The organism is Rhodopirellula islandica (assembly GCF_001027925.1).
GTDB lineage: Bacteria > Planctomycetota > Planctomycetia > Pirellulales > Pirellulaceae > Rhodopirellula > Rhodopirellula islandica.
This window is the reverse complement of the sequence record NZ_LECT01000016.1, coordinates 89302-107163: the sequence shown is the minus strand read 5'-3', so window position 1 is coordinate 107163 and position 17862 is coordinate 89302. Positions and strand designations below refer to the sequence as shown.

General features: G+C 55.5%; 16 protein-coding genes. All 16 read left to right on the top strand.

The features are described from left to right. The first annotated feature begins 69 nt into the window (after positions 1-69). On the top strand, positions 70-1098 hold the full coding sequence (gene sbnA / locus RISK_RS07415) for a 2,3-diaminopropionate biosynthesis protein SbnA (RefSeq protein WP_047813816.1): 1029 nt from the start codon (positions 70-72) through the stop codon (positions 1096-1098). Continuing rightward, positions 1095-2732, top strand: a complete 1638-nt coding sequence (locus RISK_RS07410; protein WP_047813640.1) for an FAD/NAD(P)-binding protein — start codon at positions 1095-1097, stop codon at positions 2730-2732. Before sbnA ends, RISK_RS07410 begins: the two co-directional genes overlap by 4 nt. Before the next feature lie 142 nt (positions 2733-2874). Then, complete coding sequence (locus RISK_RS07405) at positions 2875-4245, top strand: Y4yA family PLP-dependent enzyme (protein WP_047813815.1); 1371 nt, start codon at positions 2875-2877, stop codon at positions 4243-4245. A 330-nt stretch (positions 4246-4575) separates the two neighbouring features. Continuing rightward, a complete protein-coding gene (locus RISK_RS07400) occupies positions 4576-5760 on the top strand; it encodes an AI-2E family transporter (protein WP_047813639.1) in 1185 nt (394 codons plus the stop codon). A gap of 80 nt (positions 5761-5840) precedes the next feature. Then, entirely contained in the window at positions 5841-7322 is a 1482-nt protein-coding gene (locus RISK_RS07395; RefSeq protein WP_047813638.1) for a catalase, read from the top strand. 866 nt (positions 7323-8188) lie between these two features. Next, a complete protein-coding gene (locus RISK_RS07385; RefSeq protein WP_201778936.1) occupies positions 8189-9535 on the top strand; it encodes a tyrosine-type recombinase/integrase in 1347 nt (448 codons plus the stop codon). 262 nt (positions 9536-9797) lie between these two features. Next, positions 9798-10172 (top strand): SUKH-4 family immunity protein, encoded by a 375-nt coding sequence (locus tag RISK_RS07380; protein WP_160311410.1) that lies wholly within the window; start codon positions 9798-9800, stop codon positions 10170-10172. A 164-nt stretch (positions 10173-10336) separates the two neighbouring features. Then, positions 10337-10783 (top strand): hypothetical protein, encoded by a 447-nt coding sequence (locus RISK_RS31405; protein WP_047813635.1) that lies wholly within the window; start codon positions 10337-10339, stop codon positions 10781-10783. A 175-nt stretch (positions 10784-10958) separates the two neighbouring features. Further along, positions 10959-11423 carry a DUF2947 family protein gene (locus tag RISK_RS27955; protein WP_053061090.1) on the top strand — a complete coding sequence of 155 codons (465 nt, stop codon included), beginning with the start codon at positions 10959-10961 and terminating at the stop codon, positions 11421-11423. A 225-nt stretch (positions 11424-11648) separates the two neighbouring features. Next, positions 11649-11834 (top strand): hypothetical protein, encoded by a 186-nt coding sequence (locus tag RISK_RS07365; RefSeq protein ID WP_047813634.1) that lies wholly within the window; start codon positions 11649-11651, stop codon positions 11832-11834. Beyond that, positions 11824-12132: a type II toxin-antitoxin system RelE/ParE family toxin gene (locus RISK_RS29255; protein WP_083434835.1), complete on the top strand. Its 309-nt coding sequence runs from the start codon at positions 11824-11826 to the stop codon at positions 12130-12132. Before RISK_RS07365 ends, RISK_RS29255 begins: the two co-directional genes overlap by 11 nt. 153 nt (positions 12133-12285) lie before the next feature. Then, the gene (locus RISK_RS07360; RefSeq protein ID WP_047813633.1) at positions 12286-12573 is read left to right on the top strand and encodes a hypothetical protein; all 288 of its coding nucleotides are present in this window, start codon (positions 12286-12288) and stop codon (positions 12571-12573) included. 219 nt (positions 12574-12792) lie between these two features. After that, on the top strand, positions 12793-13146 hold the full coding sequence (locus RISK_RS07355; RefSeq protein ID WP_047813632.1) for a DUF4279 domain-containing protein: 354 nt from the start codon (positions 12793-12795) through the stop codon (positions 13144-13146). Positions 13147-14220: 1074 nt separating this feature from the next. Next, a complete protein-coding gene (locus RISK_RS07350; RefSeq protein ID WP_150122513.1) occupies positions 14221-14484 on the top strand; it encodes a hypothetical protein in 264 nt (87 codons plus the stop codon). A 160-nt stretch (positions 14485-14644) separates the two neighbouring features. After that, positions 14645-15037: a hypothetical protein gene (locus RISK_RS32140; protein WP_047813630.1), complete on the top strand. Its 393-nt coding sequence runs from the start codon at positions 14645-14647 to the stop codon at positions 15035-15037. A 1162-nt stretch (positions 15038-16199) separates the two neighbouring features. Next, positions 16200-17309: a WD40 repeat domain-containing protein gene (locus RISK_RS30705; protein ID WP_047813628.1), complete on the top strand. Its 1110-nt coding sequence runs from the start codon at positions 16200-16202 to the stop codon at positions 17307-17309. The last annotated feature ends 553 nt before the right edge of the window (positions 17310-17862 follow it).

Below are 17862 nucleotides of genomic sequence, written 5' to 3'. Positions count from 1 at the left end.
TTGGAGGCATTGGCACAGTGATTGCTTCAGGAGCAGCAATCCAAAATTTTGCTCTTGAGCCTACCAAGCATGAACCAATCAGCCTCGCGAGTTTGCAGCGGTGTCCTCGATGCGATCGGTGGCACACCACTGATCCGACTCGACCGATTCTTGGACCGACCCGATATCGAGTTGATCGTGAAATGGGAGGCCGCCAATCCGGGCGGAAGTGCCAAGGATCGTCCGGCCGCCAAGATGCTGTCCGAAGCGTTGCACCGCGGTGAGATCGGGCCAGGAACCACCATCGTGGAATCGACGTCGGGCAACATGGGCATTGGTCTGGCGCAAGCGTGTCGGTATCACGGATTGAAGTTTCGCTGCGTCGTGGATCCTCGCGCACAGAAGCAGAACCTTTCGATCATCGAGGCACTCGGTGGCACGATTGAGTTGGTCACTGAACCACTCCATGGCGACTTTCTGGCAGCACGGATCGCGAGAGTCTGCGAGCTGATTGAAACGACACCCAACAGTTTTTGGCCCAATCAATACGCGAACACTGACAACCCGCGATCGCACTTTGAAGGCACCATTCGCGAAATTGATGAGACGCTCGGTGGTGAACTGGATGTGTTGTTCGTGGCCACGAGCAGCACGGGGACCGCGCAAGGTTGCCGGGATTTCCTGAAGGCTCGCGGACGCGACGTGCAGGTCGTCGCGGTCGATTCTATGGGCAGTGTTTTGTTTGGCGGGGCGTCGGGACCTCGCAAAATTCCCGGATTGGGTGCCGGAAAAGAACCCAGGCTGGCGGCAGGCCAACGATTTGATCATCTCGTTCGGGTGACCGATCTGGAATGTGTCATCGGTTGCCGCCGGGCGGCTCAGCGAGAAGCGATGGTGATCGGCGGGTCAGCCGGTGGCGTTCTGATGAGCGTCGGAAAGATGCAAGAACAATTCGCCGGTAAACGCTGTGTCGCAGTGTTGCATGACTCCGGCACGCGTTATCTGGAGACTGTTTTCAACGATCAGTGGGTGGCTCAGTCGCTGGACTGCTCCGGCGAGGAGCTCAATCAATTGGTCGATTCTTCCTCATTTGAGTTTTCGGAAGGGGTGGGCGCATGAATGTTGCGATTTCAGGCGGAAGCGTTGCGGACGATTCGGTAGCGAGTGCCAATCAGTCGAATGCTCCAGTTCGCTTAGCAATCGTGGGTTGTGGCCCTCGCGGGTTGCAATGCCTCGACGCATTGTTTCGGAAATTGTCGTCGGACGAATTGGCAAGGATAGAAATCACCGTTTTCGAACCGTCCACGTTTCCCGGTGCGGGGTGCATCTACAATCCGAAACAGCCACGGATGCTGCGAATGAACTTTGCGTCCCAGCACATTGATTTTTGGAAAGTCGATTCCAATCAGCCAACTCCGAGATCGGGCTCGCTGATCGGTTGGCTGGACCGCAACTACCCTGAGTATGCCGCGTCGGATCAATTTGTACCTCGGGCCGTTGTTGGAGAATACTTGCACGAGTGTTTTGAATCGGTCTGCAGAAGATTGCGTCGGTGGACCAAGTTGACGGTTGTCCGTCGCCGGGTGAAATCGATTCGGAGCGTGACGGATTCGACATCAGGCAGTGGATGGTTGCTGTGGGACGGCGAAGACGAAAGTTCTTTCGATCGTGTGGTGTTGACGACCGGTCACGAGGGATTGCGTGGTTCTGGAACAGTGCCTTCGTCGGATCGAGAGACGTTTGTCTTCCCGGTCGAAACCCAACTCTCGATAGAGCGTGTGCCGGCTGACTGCGACGTTTGGCTGCGTGGATTCGGTCTGACCGCGATCGACGCCATCATGATGTTGACGGAAGGGCGTGACGGGCGCTTTGAACCCAATGACACGCTACCAAACTATGTTCGCAGCGGGATGGAGCCGCATCAAATCGCGGTACATTGCCGATCGGGACGCCCGATGTTGGCCAAACCCACAGCGAAGGTGGAGCCAATCACGGAGGTGTTTTGGGATCCCTATCGAGCGAGATTGCGTGAGTGTGAGAGCCAACATGGCAAGCTGAAATTTCACCATGACATTTGGCGAATCCTCTGCGAAGCAGCCGCGGGATCGATGGTGCATTCAGGGATCTCGGTGACTCCGCGAGATGTGGAAGAGTGGTTCCGCGGTTGGTCTCGATACAAGATGGACGAAGCAGCGGCTCGGCGCGCGATGTTGCAGTCGTACGGTGTCGCGACGGGATCTCGCACAATCGACATACCGTTCGCCTTGGGGGATGCATGGCGTCGCCTGTACCCGCAAATCGTGAAGTCAGTGAGTTTTGGGGGGCTGGCGGACAAGCAGTACAAAGCGTTCCAACAGGTCGCGAAGGAGATGGAGCGGATTGCGTTTGGGCCGCCGGCTGAAAGTGTCGCGAAGCTGTTGCGTCTGATGCGGGAAGGTTTGGTAAAACTGAGTGATCAATCGGTGGCACCTGATGGGGCTGTTGTCGTCAACGCCGTGATTGCCTCACCGAGTCAGGCCGACGAAACAGGCCCACTTTCACAGCTCATCTTGCGTGGTGACGTCGAGGTGGATTCGCTGACGCAGGCGATTCGTGTGAGTGAGTCCGGTCATGTCCTTGGCCGGCGCAAGGGACTCGCGGTGTTCGGACGTGCCACCGAGGGTTGGATCGTCGGCAATGACACCCTTTCGCGAACGTTGCATTCACAAATTCAAAATTGGGCCGACACAGTCGCGGTGGAGTTGCATGGATAAGGCATTGGATGTGATCTTCGAGCGTTCTTCGGTCGGCCAAGAGAGGGAAGGATTTTCGATGGAACATGAAGCAGTGGCAACCCGTTCGTTGCGAGTGGGCTGCCGGGGAGCGTTGCCGTTGGATGCCCGCATTGAACCATGGATGAAGCGTTGTTTGAGTTCGGAACACTTGTTCGATTGGGTTGAAACCTACGGGTCGCCATTGAATCTGTTGCGTCCTCGAACGATGCGTCGCAACGTGGAGGAACTCAACGCGGTGGCTCGCGAGCGTGAGCTCGATTTCCGGGTGTTCTTTGCTCGCAAAGCAAACAAGTGCTTGGGTTTGGTGGACGAAGCGATCGAGTCGAATTTTGGCGTCGACACTGCGAGTGAGAATGAGCTTCGCCAGTGCCTGCGACGGGGCGTCCCCGCCAAAGACCTGATCAGCACCGCCGCGATCAAGAGTGATTCGCTGATCGATTTGTGCTTGGAACATCAGATCTGCATTGCGGTGGACAACGACGATGAGTTGCAAGTCGTGGTCAATCGAGCGAACGAGGTCGGGTGCTTGGCACGAATCGCTTTGCGTTTGGGAGGGTTTTGGCATGATGGTGCGAAACTGCCGACTCGATTCGGTTTCGATGTGGACCGAGATCGCGATCTCCCGCAGCGTCTCACCTCGTTGCCGGTGAGAGTGGAAGGAATTCACTTTCACTTGGACGGCTATCTCGCTGAACAGCGAGTGTCAGCGCTCGCGGAAGCCATGAAGTGGGTGGAACGACTGCGAGCCATTGGGGAACCGGTGAGCTTCATCGACATGGGGGGCGGTTTTCCAATGAGCTACCTCGACGAACCTCGTCAATGGGCCGCGTTTTGGGAGGAACATCGTCGTGCGTTGCTTGGCGAGCGAGCTTCGCTGACCTATCGAGGCCACGGCCTGGGGCTTTCCGTCGAACGAGGGCGCGTGGTGGGAGAACCCAAGATGTATCCCTTCTTTCAACGCCCTGTCCGCGGCGATTGGCTGGTTGGAGTGTTGGACACGTTGATCGACGGGAAAAAGATCGCCGAGCGATTGGTGAAGCTCAACGTGCAGCTTCGTTGTGAACCCGGACGCAGCATCCTGGACGGGTGCGGGATGACGATTGCACGCGTTGAATTTCGCAAGCAAAACGCGGAGGGCGATTGGTTGATTGGGTTGTCCATGAATCGGACACAGTGCCGTACATCCAGCGACGATTTTCTGGTGGATCCGATCTTGGTGCCCAAATGGCAACCCTCAAAGGATCGGCAAAGAGCACCAGCGATGTCGGGATATCTCGTCGGTGCGTATTGCACAGAATCGGAATTCGTCTCCCTTCGAAAACTGAATTTCCCAAACGGAATCCAGCGTGGTGACTTGGTCGCGTTCCCAAACACCGCCGGCTACTTCATGCACTTTCTTGAGAGCCGTTCCCACCAGTTCCCACTGGCAAAGAATTTGATCGTGGACTCTCACCCGGTGCCGTCCGTTTGTCTTGACGTGATCGATGAATGAACTCCCTGGTCGGCCGTCGTTCAGTGGGCGGAACAGGCTTGCAGCCTGACGAGCAGATGCTTCGAAAGGTTGCACATTCGGCTGTGATGATGCGCAGCGTTGATTGATCTGAATTTGAGTCCTCAGGATCGGCACGGGGTTTGCGAAGGGTCATGGCGGCGTTGGACCTGGCGGTTGCGACCGGCGTCAACGTTTGTATGACGCCTCTCGATTCGAGCGAGCGTTTGTCTCCCCTGCTCTACCGTTGGATGTTGCCATGCTGATTCTGTCGCACATCCGAACGGGCTTTTTGAGTGACGTCGCAGTCCCTCCGTTTCGAGGTGCGATTTGATGTCACACATCCATCCGTTCCACACCATGATGACGGGAGTTCGTCCGGAACGACGGCGCGAAAAATCGTGTGAACTGGTGGCCGCTGAGAAAATGTCGGCGCAGTTGTGGTGGACTTCCATGGGGGTTTGGGTGTGCGCTGGGTTTCTGACCTTGTACACGTTGTACATCGGTCGAAACCTCTTCATGCCAATCTTGGTCGCTGGGTTCGCCTACCTGACTCTAAGACCGGTGGTTCGAGCGATGGGGCGGATTGGAATTCCCTCGGGGGTTGCTGCCACCGGGATCATGTTCGCCATTGCGACCGTCTTTGGAACGATCGGGTACGTGTTGTCTGGTCCCGCGCAGGACATGTTGCAGCAGGTCCCGGGATCGATGCCGGAGGTCAAAGAGAAACTGGGATTTATCTTTGACCAACTTGAAACCGTCAACCAAGCCACGGAAGACATTTCCGACACCGCCGACAAAGAAAACATCACGTCCGAGGAAAAGCCGGTTCCTGTCGAGATCAAGCAACCGGCGTGGACCACGACGTCGCCGTTGATTGCCGGCACCGGCAATGCGGTATCGTTCGTTTCGATTGCCGCCGCGTTGTTGTTCTTCCTGATGGCCGCCGGCGACTCATTGATCGTGACGGTCGTCACTGCTCTGCCGTCGTTTTCATCCAAGCGACGCTTCATCGAGGTGCTGGAAGGGGTTCAAGATGCGCTGAGCAGCTATCTCGGCTGGGTCACCTGCATCAACGCTTGTCTTGGCGTTTGCGTGGGGTTCGCGATGTGGTTGCTGGGAATGCCATCTCCGCTGTTGTGGGGCGTGGCAGCGATGTTCTTGAACTTCATTCCCATCGTGGGAGCGATGATTGGAATCGCGATGGTGTTCTTCGTCGCCCTGGTCAGCTTTGAGCATGCATCGTTCGCATTCGTCGTTGCCGGAATCTACGCGACGCTGACAACGTTGGAGGGACAATTCATCACTCCGACGTTGTTAGGGAAATCAATGAATCTGTCGTCTGTGCTTGTATTTCTATCGATCGTGATTTGGGGATGGATGTGGGGGATGCTGGGTGTGTTCCTAGCGGTTCCGATTTTGATTGCCGCCGTGATGGTGATGCAGAAGTTGGAAGCCACGTCTTCGGTGAACGCGATGTTGAACGGAGCCGTTGGAAAGACAGCACAGCCGGAGTGACGTGCATCACGCCTCCGGCACCGATTTTCGATTCCTACAATTCAAACCCGTTTCTGTTTCTCTGCTAGCAAAGTGGATCTATGTCTGAAGAATCCAAGTGCCCGTTTCAAACCCAACAGTTCGGCCGTGTGGTCGATGACAATCAGCACTCGCAAACCGCCGGACCGCGGGGGCCGGTCTTGATGCAGGACGTTCACCTGGTCGAAAAGATGGCGCACTTCAACCGGGAGCGGATTCCTGAGCGAGTGGTTCATGCAAAGGGTTACGGCGCCTTCGGGACATTCACGGTCACGAACGACATCTCCCAGTACTGCATGGCGGATTTGTTCTCGGAAGTCGGTAAGAAGACGGAAACGTTCGCTCGTTTTTCAACCGTCGGCGGCGAGAGTGGATCGGCCGACACAGCTCGTGATCCACGCGGTTTTTCGTTGAAGTTCTATACCGACCAAGGTGTCTGGGATTTGGTCGGCAACAACACGCCGATCTTCTTCATTCGTGATCCGTTGAAGTTCAGCGACTTCATTCGGACGCAGAAGCGAGAGCCTCAAAACCACCTGCAGCCTCATTGGCGTCGTTGGGATTTCTGGGGTGAGGTTCCCGAAGCATTGCATCAGGTCATGTTTCTTTACAGTGATCGAGGAACGCCCAAAAGCGCTCGCTTCATGAACGGTTACGGCAGTCACACGTTCAGCATGTACAACCAGGATGGAGTCCGACACTGGGTGAAGTTTCACATGAAGACGGAACAAGGTTCGGAGAATTTCAGTGCCGATGAGGCGATCAAAATGGCGGGCGAAGCGCCAGACTATTCCACTCGAGATTTGTTTGACGCGATCGAGCGAGGAGAATTCCCTCGATGGCGGATGCACATCCAGGTCATGCCTGAGTCGGATGCGGCGGACTACAAGTGGCATCCGTTCGATCTGACCAAGGTGTGGCCGCACGATGACTATCCATTGATCGAAGTCGGTGTGTTCGAACTCAATCGCAATCCATCGAACTACTTTCAGGATGTCGAGCAAGCCGCGTTTGAACCAGGCAACTTGGTCGAGGGAATTGGGATTTCACCGGATCGCATGTTGCAGAATCGAGTGCTTTCCTATCCCGATGCACACCGGTATCGATTGGGTGTGAACTATCACCAAATCCCAGTCAATCAACCGCGTTGCCCGTATGCGACTTACAACCGTGACGGTGCGATGCGAGTGGACGGAAACGGCGGGGGCACGGTCGACTACGAGCCCAATAAAATGAACGGACCGAAAGAATCTGGCCGGTCTGTGGAGCCTCCGATGCCGGTGCACGGCGATGGCGATCGCTATGACGAGTTCGCGTGTGATGACAAGGACTACTACGGTCAGCCCCAGATGTTTTGGAACAAGGTGTTGGACGAGGGAGCTCGCGAGCGACTTTGCACTGCGATCTCCAATTCGATGGCCGACAGCCCTGAAAACATTCGCGAAAAGATGTTGGCTCAGTTCGGCAAAGTGCATCTGGATTTTGAAGCGGGTGTGCGGAGCCGATTGGACGCTCCCAAGTCACAACCGATCCCGATCGCATAGCGATCATTCCCAAAGCACGACGACAACGCTTGCGTCAGGAAATTCCAAAACCGGGAGTTGGCATCACAGGCAAACCTTGATTGATCGGTGAGTTCGATCTCCCCTGTCAAATACAACGTTCCTTTGAGAGTGCTGCCTGTCCCGGCTTGCTGGTCTTTGGCGTGCCGTTTTGGATTCGTTTGCCGGTCGCTGGCGATACGTCGGCTGCTGAGAGTTTGCTGACGCGTCGTCGGTCTCCTGTTTTCCATTCAGCAGAAAACCGGGGGGTGGTAAGCTGTTCGGCCATTCGTTGTTCCGAAAAGAGGGCCGGATCGAGACGAATTCGCATTGTGTACCTCGCTCGACTCGCTGAACGTTTGAGCAACGTGTCTTCGCCCTGCTTGCTGGAGCAGCCCATGTCTCGTCCGCGAGTTGCGGATCCGCTTTTCAGCAAGGACGCAGGAATGATTGAGCTCGATCCTGTGAGCCGTTTGGGCATTGGCGTGGGCTGCGAAATGTTTGCTATTGACGTTCTGGTCGCGAATGCAATTTTTCTTCCGGCTTCAACCTTTCTTCATCCCCGTAGGGTTTTCAGATGGTAGCCGGTGGTTGCTGCGTAGCAGCGTACCCCCGGAAAACGAGCTCCCATAAAACTCTCCCTCCCGCCGTGGCCAATGGCCACGGCGGGAGGGAGAGTGGCGGCGTGGGGGCCGCCGAATCCAATCAGCATTCTGTTGTCGATACTGCGACAGAATGGGCTGATGGCGGTTGATGACGCATTCGTGGTTCCGAAAAAACAACGAATTGCGAGAAGTTCGCGTTGTGCACCACGCTCGACTCGGTGAACCTCACGGCATGCGTTTCCATCATTTTCACGGGAGTAACCCATGTCTCGTTCCGTCGCACCCGATGCACCGCGTCTCTACAGCAACGGCCAGCCTTGGCGAAACGCTCGCGGTCGCGACGCCCCACGACACGCTGTGGAGACGGAATTCAAAGCCGAGCATGCCGTCGTCGACCTCTCGACTCAGCCGCCCAAACCGTTGGTTGTTAAATGCCTGGTCCGTGAGTTGCGGATCCGCTTTTACGCCGTTAGCACCATCAAAAACTATCGTTCCGCTTGGGTCTGCTTCCTTCGCTGGTACCGGGGACCGCTGGACCAGATCGACCAAGAGGACATTCGGGAGTACTTGGAACTGCTGGTCAATGGCGGCGCATCGGCGTCGGAGGTCAGCGTCACGTTGTCGGCACTGCGAACCGGCCTGGATAAATTCTGTTTGTTGCGGTGCACGGTCGGACTGGTGTCCCCGCGAAAGTCAAAGCGACTGCCTGTCGTGATGTCCAAGAAAGAGGTCCAGCGAATGATGGAGGCCGCTCGCACGTTGCGTGACAAACTGCTTCTCACCGTGTTGTATGCAACCGGTTTGCGAGTCGCTGAGGTCGCCCGTTTGCAGTGGTCGGATTTTGATTTCGATCGCCAGCAAATTCGAGTTCAACTTGGCAAAGGCAAAAAGGATCGCTACGTCATGTTGGCCGACGATCTGTTGCCGCTGATGAGGCAGTTGTGGCGGCACACCAAAGGAGTTGGCTACCTGTTTCCGTCCGAAGACAGGCGTGTCGGCCGGCATCTTTCTCCGCGGACGATCCAACGTGCGGTCAAGCAGGCTCGGATTCTGTCGGGAATTGGCAAGGCGGTCACACCACATAGTTTCCGCCACCGCTTTGCCACGCATCTGATCGAATCCGGCACCGACATTCGGTTCATTCAAAAGCTGCTCGGGCACACCAATTTGGAAACCACCTCGCTGTACACCAAGGTCGCACGAATGAAAGCGACTGCGGTCGCCAGCCCACTGGATCGATTGGGGGACGAACCTGGTTCGTCGTCGGGTTCTTCCGGACGGCAACCGAAGCGTCGGCCCTCCGTGGGCCGGATGCAGCTCGAGGTGGATCCGAACCCCGATTCAAACGGCGCTTACGCGGTGAAGTTGGACATTTGGAAGGATGGTCAATTGCTTCCCCTGCCGGGAATGCGAGCGACGATGCCGCGCCAGGATTGGGTTTCCTTGCAAATCCCACTGCAAGACATCTGGGAGCCGACGCTGCGTTGTCTCCCCGCGGCACAACGAGAGCGATTGGAGTCGCCCGAGTTCTTCTCGCAGGTGCAGCGAGAGGTTGCCAAGCGAATCCTGCGAATCAGAGACTCGGAACCTTCTCAGGCGACCAAAACCTAGTTCATTCGCAACTGCGAGTTGAATTCTCCCCCGCAGGACGTTCGTCTTGTCTGCGAGAGGGGAAGGTGTGATTGCCACCTGATTTCAGTGTGAAAAACACCGCTTTTCACACTCGTGCCTCGGAAGCAGCGAACGCAACACTGCGTCCCCGCACCCTCGTCCGGTCGCCCAAGTGCTGCAGACCGAGCCCCCTTCAGCTAAAATCAACACCCGTTCTCCCCCCTTTCCAAGCATGTACGACACACTGTCGTACAGAAAACCGTTGTGTGACCCTAGCGTATTGACTCCCGACGATTACGAACCGTTGCTTCTCACGTTCCACGACGCTCGACTCGTTGATGGCGTATCCGTGATCGGCGGCGATGGCGGCGGACGCCTAGAATTGGATGGCGACCGTATAATCTCGCGAGACCCGACTGGACAGCTTCCGACCCGATTCGTTAATTCATCCATGCGGCAACTGCAATCCTGCATTGACGCCCACCGTGCGTATGCTGACACCGTTCGCGACGATGACGATGGTGCGGCGTCGGCGGTATTTTCTGACGCTATTTTCGCAATTGACCCAGAGTGTTTCGCCGACCCAGAGAACTGGTGGGCGGTTGTTGTTAAACAAACTCGCGATGGCTTGCTCTGATCTTGCTTCACCGGGTCACACAACATGGTTTTTACGCTAGGCCTTCGGCACACCTTCGTTTGTTTGGCAACGGGCGCTGGCATTGGTACAATTTCCCGTAGTTCAGACATCGTTCGCTTCGTTCAGGGCGGTGTCGTAAAAACCTTCCGTTGTCAGACCTCAGGATGGATGCATCCACACTTACATTCCATCTCCACGAAGATCGCTGCTTCGTTGGCCAGCTGAACTGGATTCGTGACGAAACCCAACTCCGCTACTCGGGCGTGGACGAACTTCGGCACTTTGACTCCTTTCGCAACACGCACCTTCCGTGCATATCGACCACTCCTGAGCAGCTGGCCCAATTCGCTGACGCACTCAACTTGCTCGACGTTTGGTCGTGGCGTGACAAGTACCGTTCCGAAGATTGTGGCACAATCGTGGATGATGGCTACAACTGGCGATTCAAGGCTCAACTCGGTGATCTACGCTGTAAATCTTCTGGATTCAATGCCGTTCCTTCATTCGCTGATCCACAAACGACATCCGTTGGCGATTCGGGGAGATACGGCCTACTAATTACATCGTTCTGCGACATTTTCCGGATTCGCATACCGGGTTACAACTGCTGACCCAGCGCGTCGAGGTCTGACAACATGGGTTTTACGCTAGGCCTTCGGAACACCTTCGCTTGTTTGGCAACGGGCGCTGGCATTGGTACAATCAATCGCGATTCAAGCCCCACCGCTTCTTTTAGGGCGGTGTCGTAAGAACCTTCCGTTATGCGGCACGCACAGTGCAATTCCCATGGCGTTCACCGAGATTCCCGGCTGCTTCCACAACGATCCACCGATCGCTGATGCTGACCAGCGCGAAATCAACGTCCTTGGCAAATCTGACGCAACAACTCGCTGGGACCACCTCGTCAGCGCGAGTGATCGCCACTTCATGCTCCTCGATCAAACCGAATGGCCCGTCCAACTCGTGCGCGACGCATCCATCTTCTTCACTTGGATGGATGACTGGAACAACGACGCCGCCGATGCTTTCTGCGATGCACTCCGAACGCTGGATATTAGCCCTGCCGAAACGATCACAATATTCTGGATGCGCGAACATGCGGTCGAATCCAGTTGGGACGCGTTTACGCGTAACTGGATCAATTTTCTCTACGAGGACGAGGGCTGCATCGTAGTCCCCACCGTGTCTCACACGTCGCTCGTTCTCAGCAACGGCTATTCATGGGTCGGCACCCGGCCCAGTGCCGCATAACATGGTGTGTGCGCAGGTCCACGGCTTCGTCGTTGGAGCATTGTTCGGTTTGCCAAGTCCGCTCGCTCCGTTGTCACCTGTTGGTTTGTCACGCCGTGGACACCGCGTCTTTGGCAGCGTCGATTCGATTTGGTAAACTGTTTTGTGTTGCGACGCTTGTTGGCTTTGGAGAGAAGCGGTGTCGTAAAAACCTTCCGTTGTCGGTCATAAATCAAAGGACTTTCTATGACAACCAAAGAAAAGGCTATTTCGCTAATTCAGACCCTCGATGACGATGTCTCGCTTGACGATGTCATCGACCGCCTTTACCTCCTCCGCAAGATCGAACTTGGTATCGCCCAAGCCGATGCTGGCGACGTAATGGAACACGACGAGTTCATGGACGAACTTGAGGCCGAAGATGCCCAGTAAAATTTACTGGACCCGGCAGTCTCGCGAAGACCTCCGTGCTGTTCGTGCTCACATTGCCCGTGACGCGCCAGCTACGGCGTCTGCCTACGTACGAAAACTGCGGCTATCCGTTGGGCGATTGCGACAATTCCCGTTTTCCGGCGAGGTCGTTCCGGAGACTGGCCGCGAGGATCTGCGCGAGGTACTCCAAGGCAACTACCGCATCATATATCGCGTGGCCGACCGCAGAGTCGATATTCTCGCGGTGTTTCATAACGCCCGTATCTTTGACGAACGCGATTTCAGCAGCAGTGAATGACCGACAACATGGTTTTTACGCTAGGCCCTTCGGGCACACCTTCCTTTGCACTTCAAGCGGGGCTGGCGTATCATTAGCTTCTCGTGATTCAAGCTCCAACGCTTCGTTTAGGGCGGTGTCGTAAAAACCTTCCGTTGTGCGGACTAACCGAATGTGACTGACACCGAAGCGAAACAGATCTACTGGTTCACCACCTTTCTCGTGGCATTTGCGCTCTGCTCAATCACCGTACCTGTCGCGTTCATCGGTGCTCGCTACAACGTCGTTGCTGTAGTTTCCGTCGTTGTCGTGTTCACTGCTTGGACGGTCATTGGACGCAAATGGTTTCGCAGCGGCTTTTACTTCTTCTTTGATTTCCTGTCTTTCCAAGTCTTCATCGCTGGACTCATCGTATTCGGGATCGCCGTCTATCGGTGGGCGTCGCCGTGGTTCGCAGCGTAACGGCCGTGCAACATGGTTTTTACGATAGGCCTTCGGCACACCTTGGCTCTTTGGCAACGGGCCTTGGCCTTGGTACAATTCCACTAATTCAGATATCACTCGCTTCGTTCAGGGCGGTGTCGTAAAAACCTTCCGTTAGGCGACCTACCGATAACTGAATACAACGACGACTACCCGACGTGCGAGCGCACGTTTGCCACACTCCGTATCTACCCGGATTTGCTGTCGCCCGACGAAATCACGTCGCTGCTCGGCGTCTCGCCGACCAAATCGCAACCAGCGCAGCCCCGCCCCGAAGGCGTCCGCGACGTTCCATCTGGCTGGTTCCTGTCGTCCGAGGGCGTGCTTGATTCCCGCGACGTTCGCAGGCACATCGACTGGATCATCAATCAGGTCGGTGACCGCACTGGTGGATTTGACTCGATTCGTCGCGCCGGTGGCCGCGCTGACATTTCGTGCTTTTGGCGTGCCGCGAGCTTTCACGGCGGTCCATCCATCTGGCCGCACCAAATGACGGTGCTTGGATCGCTCGGACTTGAGCTTTGGTTCGATGTCTACCTCGGTGGTGAATGACCGGTCGCCTAACATGGTTTTTACGCTAGGCCTTCGGCACACCTTCCTTTGCACTTCAAGCGGGGTTGGCGTATCATTAGCTGTTCGCGATTCAAGCTCCCCCGCTTCGTTTAGGGCGGTGTCGTAAAATCCTTCCGTTGTGCGTCCTACCGACAATGAGGTTTTCTGCTGCCAGAGGTTTTCATTAGTGTGCGATTAGTGCTTTTTAGTGTTCCCAAAAAACTTGGCTGCGCCGAACACTAATCTTCGCTAATCGGACACTAATCCGAACGGTGTGCGGACTGGGTAGGACGCTTTGACGGTCGCCTAACATGGTTTTTGCGCAGGGCGATTCGCGAGCACCTTCGTTTGCGATACAAACGGCGCTGGCGTATCATTAGCTTTTTGTTATTCAAGCTCAACCGCTCCGGTAACGACGGTGTCGTAAAAACCTTCCGTTGTGGGACGCTAGCCTTGGCTTTCCGCCACCCATCCCCGCTTCTCTATGTCGCATTCTTCGCAGGGATTGCGTTTTCGATTCTTACGCCGGGAATTGCTTCTCTTCGAGACTTGCCTCCTGATTCTAGTTGGATTTCGGGTGTCGGACGGTTCGTAGTCGCGTGTTGTTTCCCTGCTGTTGTCTGGCTGGTACTGCTGACTATTCCATTCTTGATTCTCAATCGTCTCTTCACGTTGCGACCCGGAAATCAAGTTGTGATCAAACGTGGAGAATACGCTGGCTCGATTGGCACAATCGCCCCAGATTCCGACCCTCGCCCCGCTGCGGATGTTAGTGTCATCGTAAGCGCCGATGGGAATGACTCGGTCGTGTGCGTATCACGATACGACATTGAGAAACGTGGTTTTCGGTCACATCTTTTTTGATGGTTACGCTCACCCCGCCGCACCGCGTCCCACAACATGGGTTTTACGCTAGGCCTTCGGCACACCTTCCATCTTTGGCCACGCGGGCTGGCACTGGTACAATTTCTCGTAGTTCAGGCATCGTTCGCTTCGTTTAGGGCGGTGTCGTAAAAACCTTCCGTTGTACGCCGCAGACTGCTAATGGTCGATCACTCATCACGCGTTCGTCAGATGTCCAGCGGTGACGCGTCGGCTGCGGCCATTCGATTGGCTACCGAATATCTCGCCGCCCATGATGACGGCACAGAAGGGCGTGTCGTCGCCTACTGCGTTCCTTGCCATATGAACCCCGAACCCTTCGGTGACATTCCATCTCGATGGCTCGTTGGCACACTGCGGATTCGTGAAGACGCTACTGATATCGAAATAGACGACAGCGCCCGGAAATTGCTTGTTGACCTGATAGCTCAGAACGCTTCGTGGAATATCGATTGATCGACTCCCCGCGGCGTGCAGCATGGGTTTTGCGCTAGGCCTTCGGCTCACCTTCGTTTGTAGTTCGAGCTGCGTTGGCGTATTATTAGCTGTTCGTGATGCAAACTCAACCGCTTCGTTTTGGGCGGTGTCGTAAAAACCTTCCGTTGTGCGTACGAGAATGACAGAACAGGTAACCACATTCTCTGATGATGCAATCGCGATCCTCAACTCGATGGTCGTTGACCCGAATGCCACGTACTCGTACGAACATCTCTCTGGCGGTTTCTGGTGGTCGGACGAATTCCCGCCCGATGACTCTCCAGACTGGGAAACTGTTGGGCACGACTACCTTTATCGTTCCCTCATCCGCATTCGCCGATGCATCACGCTCGGTGACGATTCCGCCGCAACGGTGCCACTTTGGCAACAGGTTCTGACCGATTCGCCGAACTGGCCCGGGTTGTGTCCCGATCGTCACACTGGCAGGATCGTCAAACGCCTGCTTGCCGCTGAACGCCTGTCCGACCGTTGCCTCGCCCAACTTGAAGCGGAATCCGCTGGAGACCCTTGACGTAACGCCGCCGCACAACATGGTGTTTACGCAAGGCCACGGCTTCGTCGCTGGAGCATTGCTTTGCTTGAAACGCATGACGCTCCGTTGTCGCGTGCCGGTTTGCCACGCCGTGGACACCGCTTCTTTGGCAACGTGGTTTCTTTTTGGTAAACTGTTTGGTGTTGCGACGCTTTTTGGCTTCGGAGAGAAGCGGTGTCGTAAAAGCTTTCCGTTACACGACCTCATCTAATGGACATCCACGCAGAGGCTGGACTGTTTGTCCTGCCGGAATCGGATGGCGGGCGTAAATCCCCGTTCTTCTCCGGCTATCGTCCGCAGTTTCGCTTCGATAGCCCTTGACAACGACTGCTCCATCACACTGCTTGATAGTGACCAACTTGATGGCGGCGAAACTGGGATGGTTGCATTGTTGTTCTATCGCCCCGAATTACAGTCTGGCCGATTGTCCATTGGCTCTGAGTTCGCTATCGCAGAGGGCACTCGCGTCGTGGGCCGCGGTAGGATTACTCTGATTCATGACACTTCCATGTTGCGTGGATCCCCCGACTGACAGCTTGCATCCGTTCTCGGATGGCACGTCTTCTGGCGACTCAACGGTCGTGTAACATGGTTTTTAAGCTAGGCCGCTCGCTGTAAGAGAATCTTCCGGCCATGAACGTCGTTCGTTTCGGTCACGTTTCTCCCAGATGGAGACAGCGGCACACGCTCGCTCTTTGTTCAAGCGGCGATCTGTTGGTGCAATTTCATGCGATTCGATATCTTTCAGTTCCGCCGGGACCGGTGTCGTAAAAACCTTCCGTTGGGTGTCCTACCGACAATGAGGTTTTCTGCTGCCAGAGGTTTTCATTAGTATGCGATTAGTGCTTTTTAGTGTTCCCAAAAAACTTGGCTGCGCCGAACACTAATTTTCGCTAATTGGACACTAATCCGAACGGTGCGCGGACTGGGTAGGACGCTTTGACGGTTGCCTAACAAGGTTTTTGCGCAGGTCGATTCGCGAGCACCTGCCTTTGCGATACAAACGGCGCTGGCGTATCATTCGCTTTTTGTGATTCGAGCTCAACCGCTTCGTTTATGGCGGTGACGTAAAAACCTTTCGTTGTACGCCGAGGTCTAAAGAAAAGTCCACATGCCGCGTTTTTCTCTAACGCAACTTCTGATGGGTACGGCACTCTTCGCGATCTTTCTGGTCTTCACTCAAACCGAAGGTTGTGGCACACGTTATTCGACGATCGAAACGCTTTCGTTCTCGTCGGACGACTCGCAGATTCTTGTAACGAAACTCACGGCTCGCGATGCACGCACACCGATGAAACGCTACAAATCCAACCTCGCTCGAACTGTTAGCTGGGTGGACACGTCGACTGGTGCCGGTCGTGGTACGGTCCATCAGGATTTCAAGCCGGGAAACTCCGGTCCCGCGTTTAGGCACTGGTGGGTTGGAAGGACTTCCGTTGTTTGCAACCCGAAAGATGATCGAATCGCATTCTCTGGCTTTGGTGGTGGTGACCTTACTTACGGGGTTGCTCAAACAACACCTACAACGATTCCACTTGCCCAACCTGCCGCAAACCTCACGGTTTCCAAATCCGGTCGCTTTGTCGCTGCCAGTGGGGCGTACCACCTCACCGTTGTGGATACTTCCACACTGAAGCCTGCGATGCAAAAACAGATTGGTGATTCACCGTTCCTTGGTGCTTCGTGGATGTCTTTCAATTCCAACGACACGCTACTTATCACGGTGGGTGACGCTGGCGGCCAAGTTTGGGATTTGGCAACTGGTACGCAAACGGCTATGCTACCGATCGACTCTGAATCTTTGGTGCGTTCAATCGCCGTAATGCCTGATGACTCCGTCGTCATCTGCTTCGACTCATCGACCAAACGCTATGATCTAACCGGTTCACTTCTGAATACGATCAACGAAACCGGCGGATACGTTTGCGCGGCATCTCGAATATCAAACATGCTGGCGATTTCCGACGGAGAAACCGTGCGTCTTTGCGACGTCACCGATGGCACGATAACACGAACACTCTCAACGTCTGGTGTCATGTCGGTTGCTGTTTCATCGGACGACAAATACCTCGCCACTGGCGACTATGACGGCAACGTCGTGCTGTTTGATTTGTTGGCGGGCAATCGACAATGGGCATCAACTCCACCGGGACGCCACCGCTGGCCATGGACAATACCCGCAACGATCCTTGGTATCTGGTGTTGGATCGCGTATCGCCTCTCCAATTGCTGGGGCGATCCTTCCTCGTAGTTCTTCGGAGGACAACATGGTTTTTGCGTGGGGGACCTTGGTGTGCGATCGTGCCGCTGACGGACAGGTAAAGCCCGCGTCGCCACTCACCATCCCGCCGTGGCCATTGGCCACGGCGGGATGGTGAGTTTTTCGGGGGCTCGTTTTCCGGAGGGACGCTGCTGCGCAGCAACTCCCGGCTACCATCTGACATCCCTACCGGGATGAAGAAGGGCTGAATTCGGAATGGAAGCAGGCGTCCCAAAGACGCCGTCAACACCGAGCGTATCGCTGTCCAGGCGAACGCCCCAATGGCTCACATGGTTCTGCCCCAAATTGCTGCTGACCTCCTTTGTCTTCGTCGCACCGCTAGAGTTTGGCAGTGCGGGTTGACCTTGGTACGATCTTTGGGAATTCTGGCCTCGCTCGTGTCGTTTGGGGCGCGAGCGTAGGAGATTACCAATGGCCGACGCAGGTCTTCTCGATGGCGAACCTCATTACGAACAAGCACAAAAAGCTTGAACATGCCAAGAAACCCACTGGTTTCCAAAAACGCCTCTCTGCTCGCAAACTT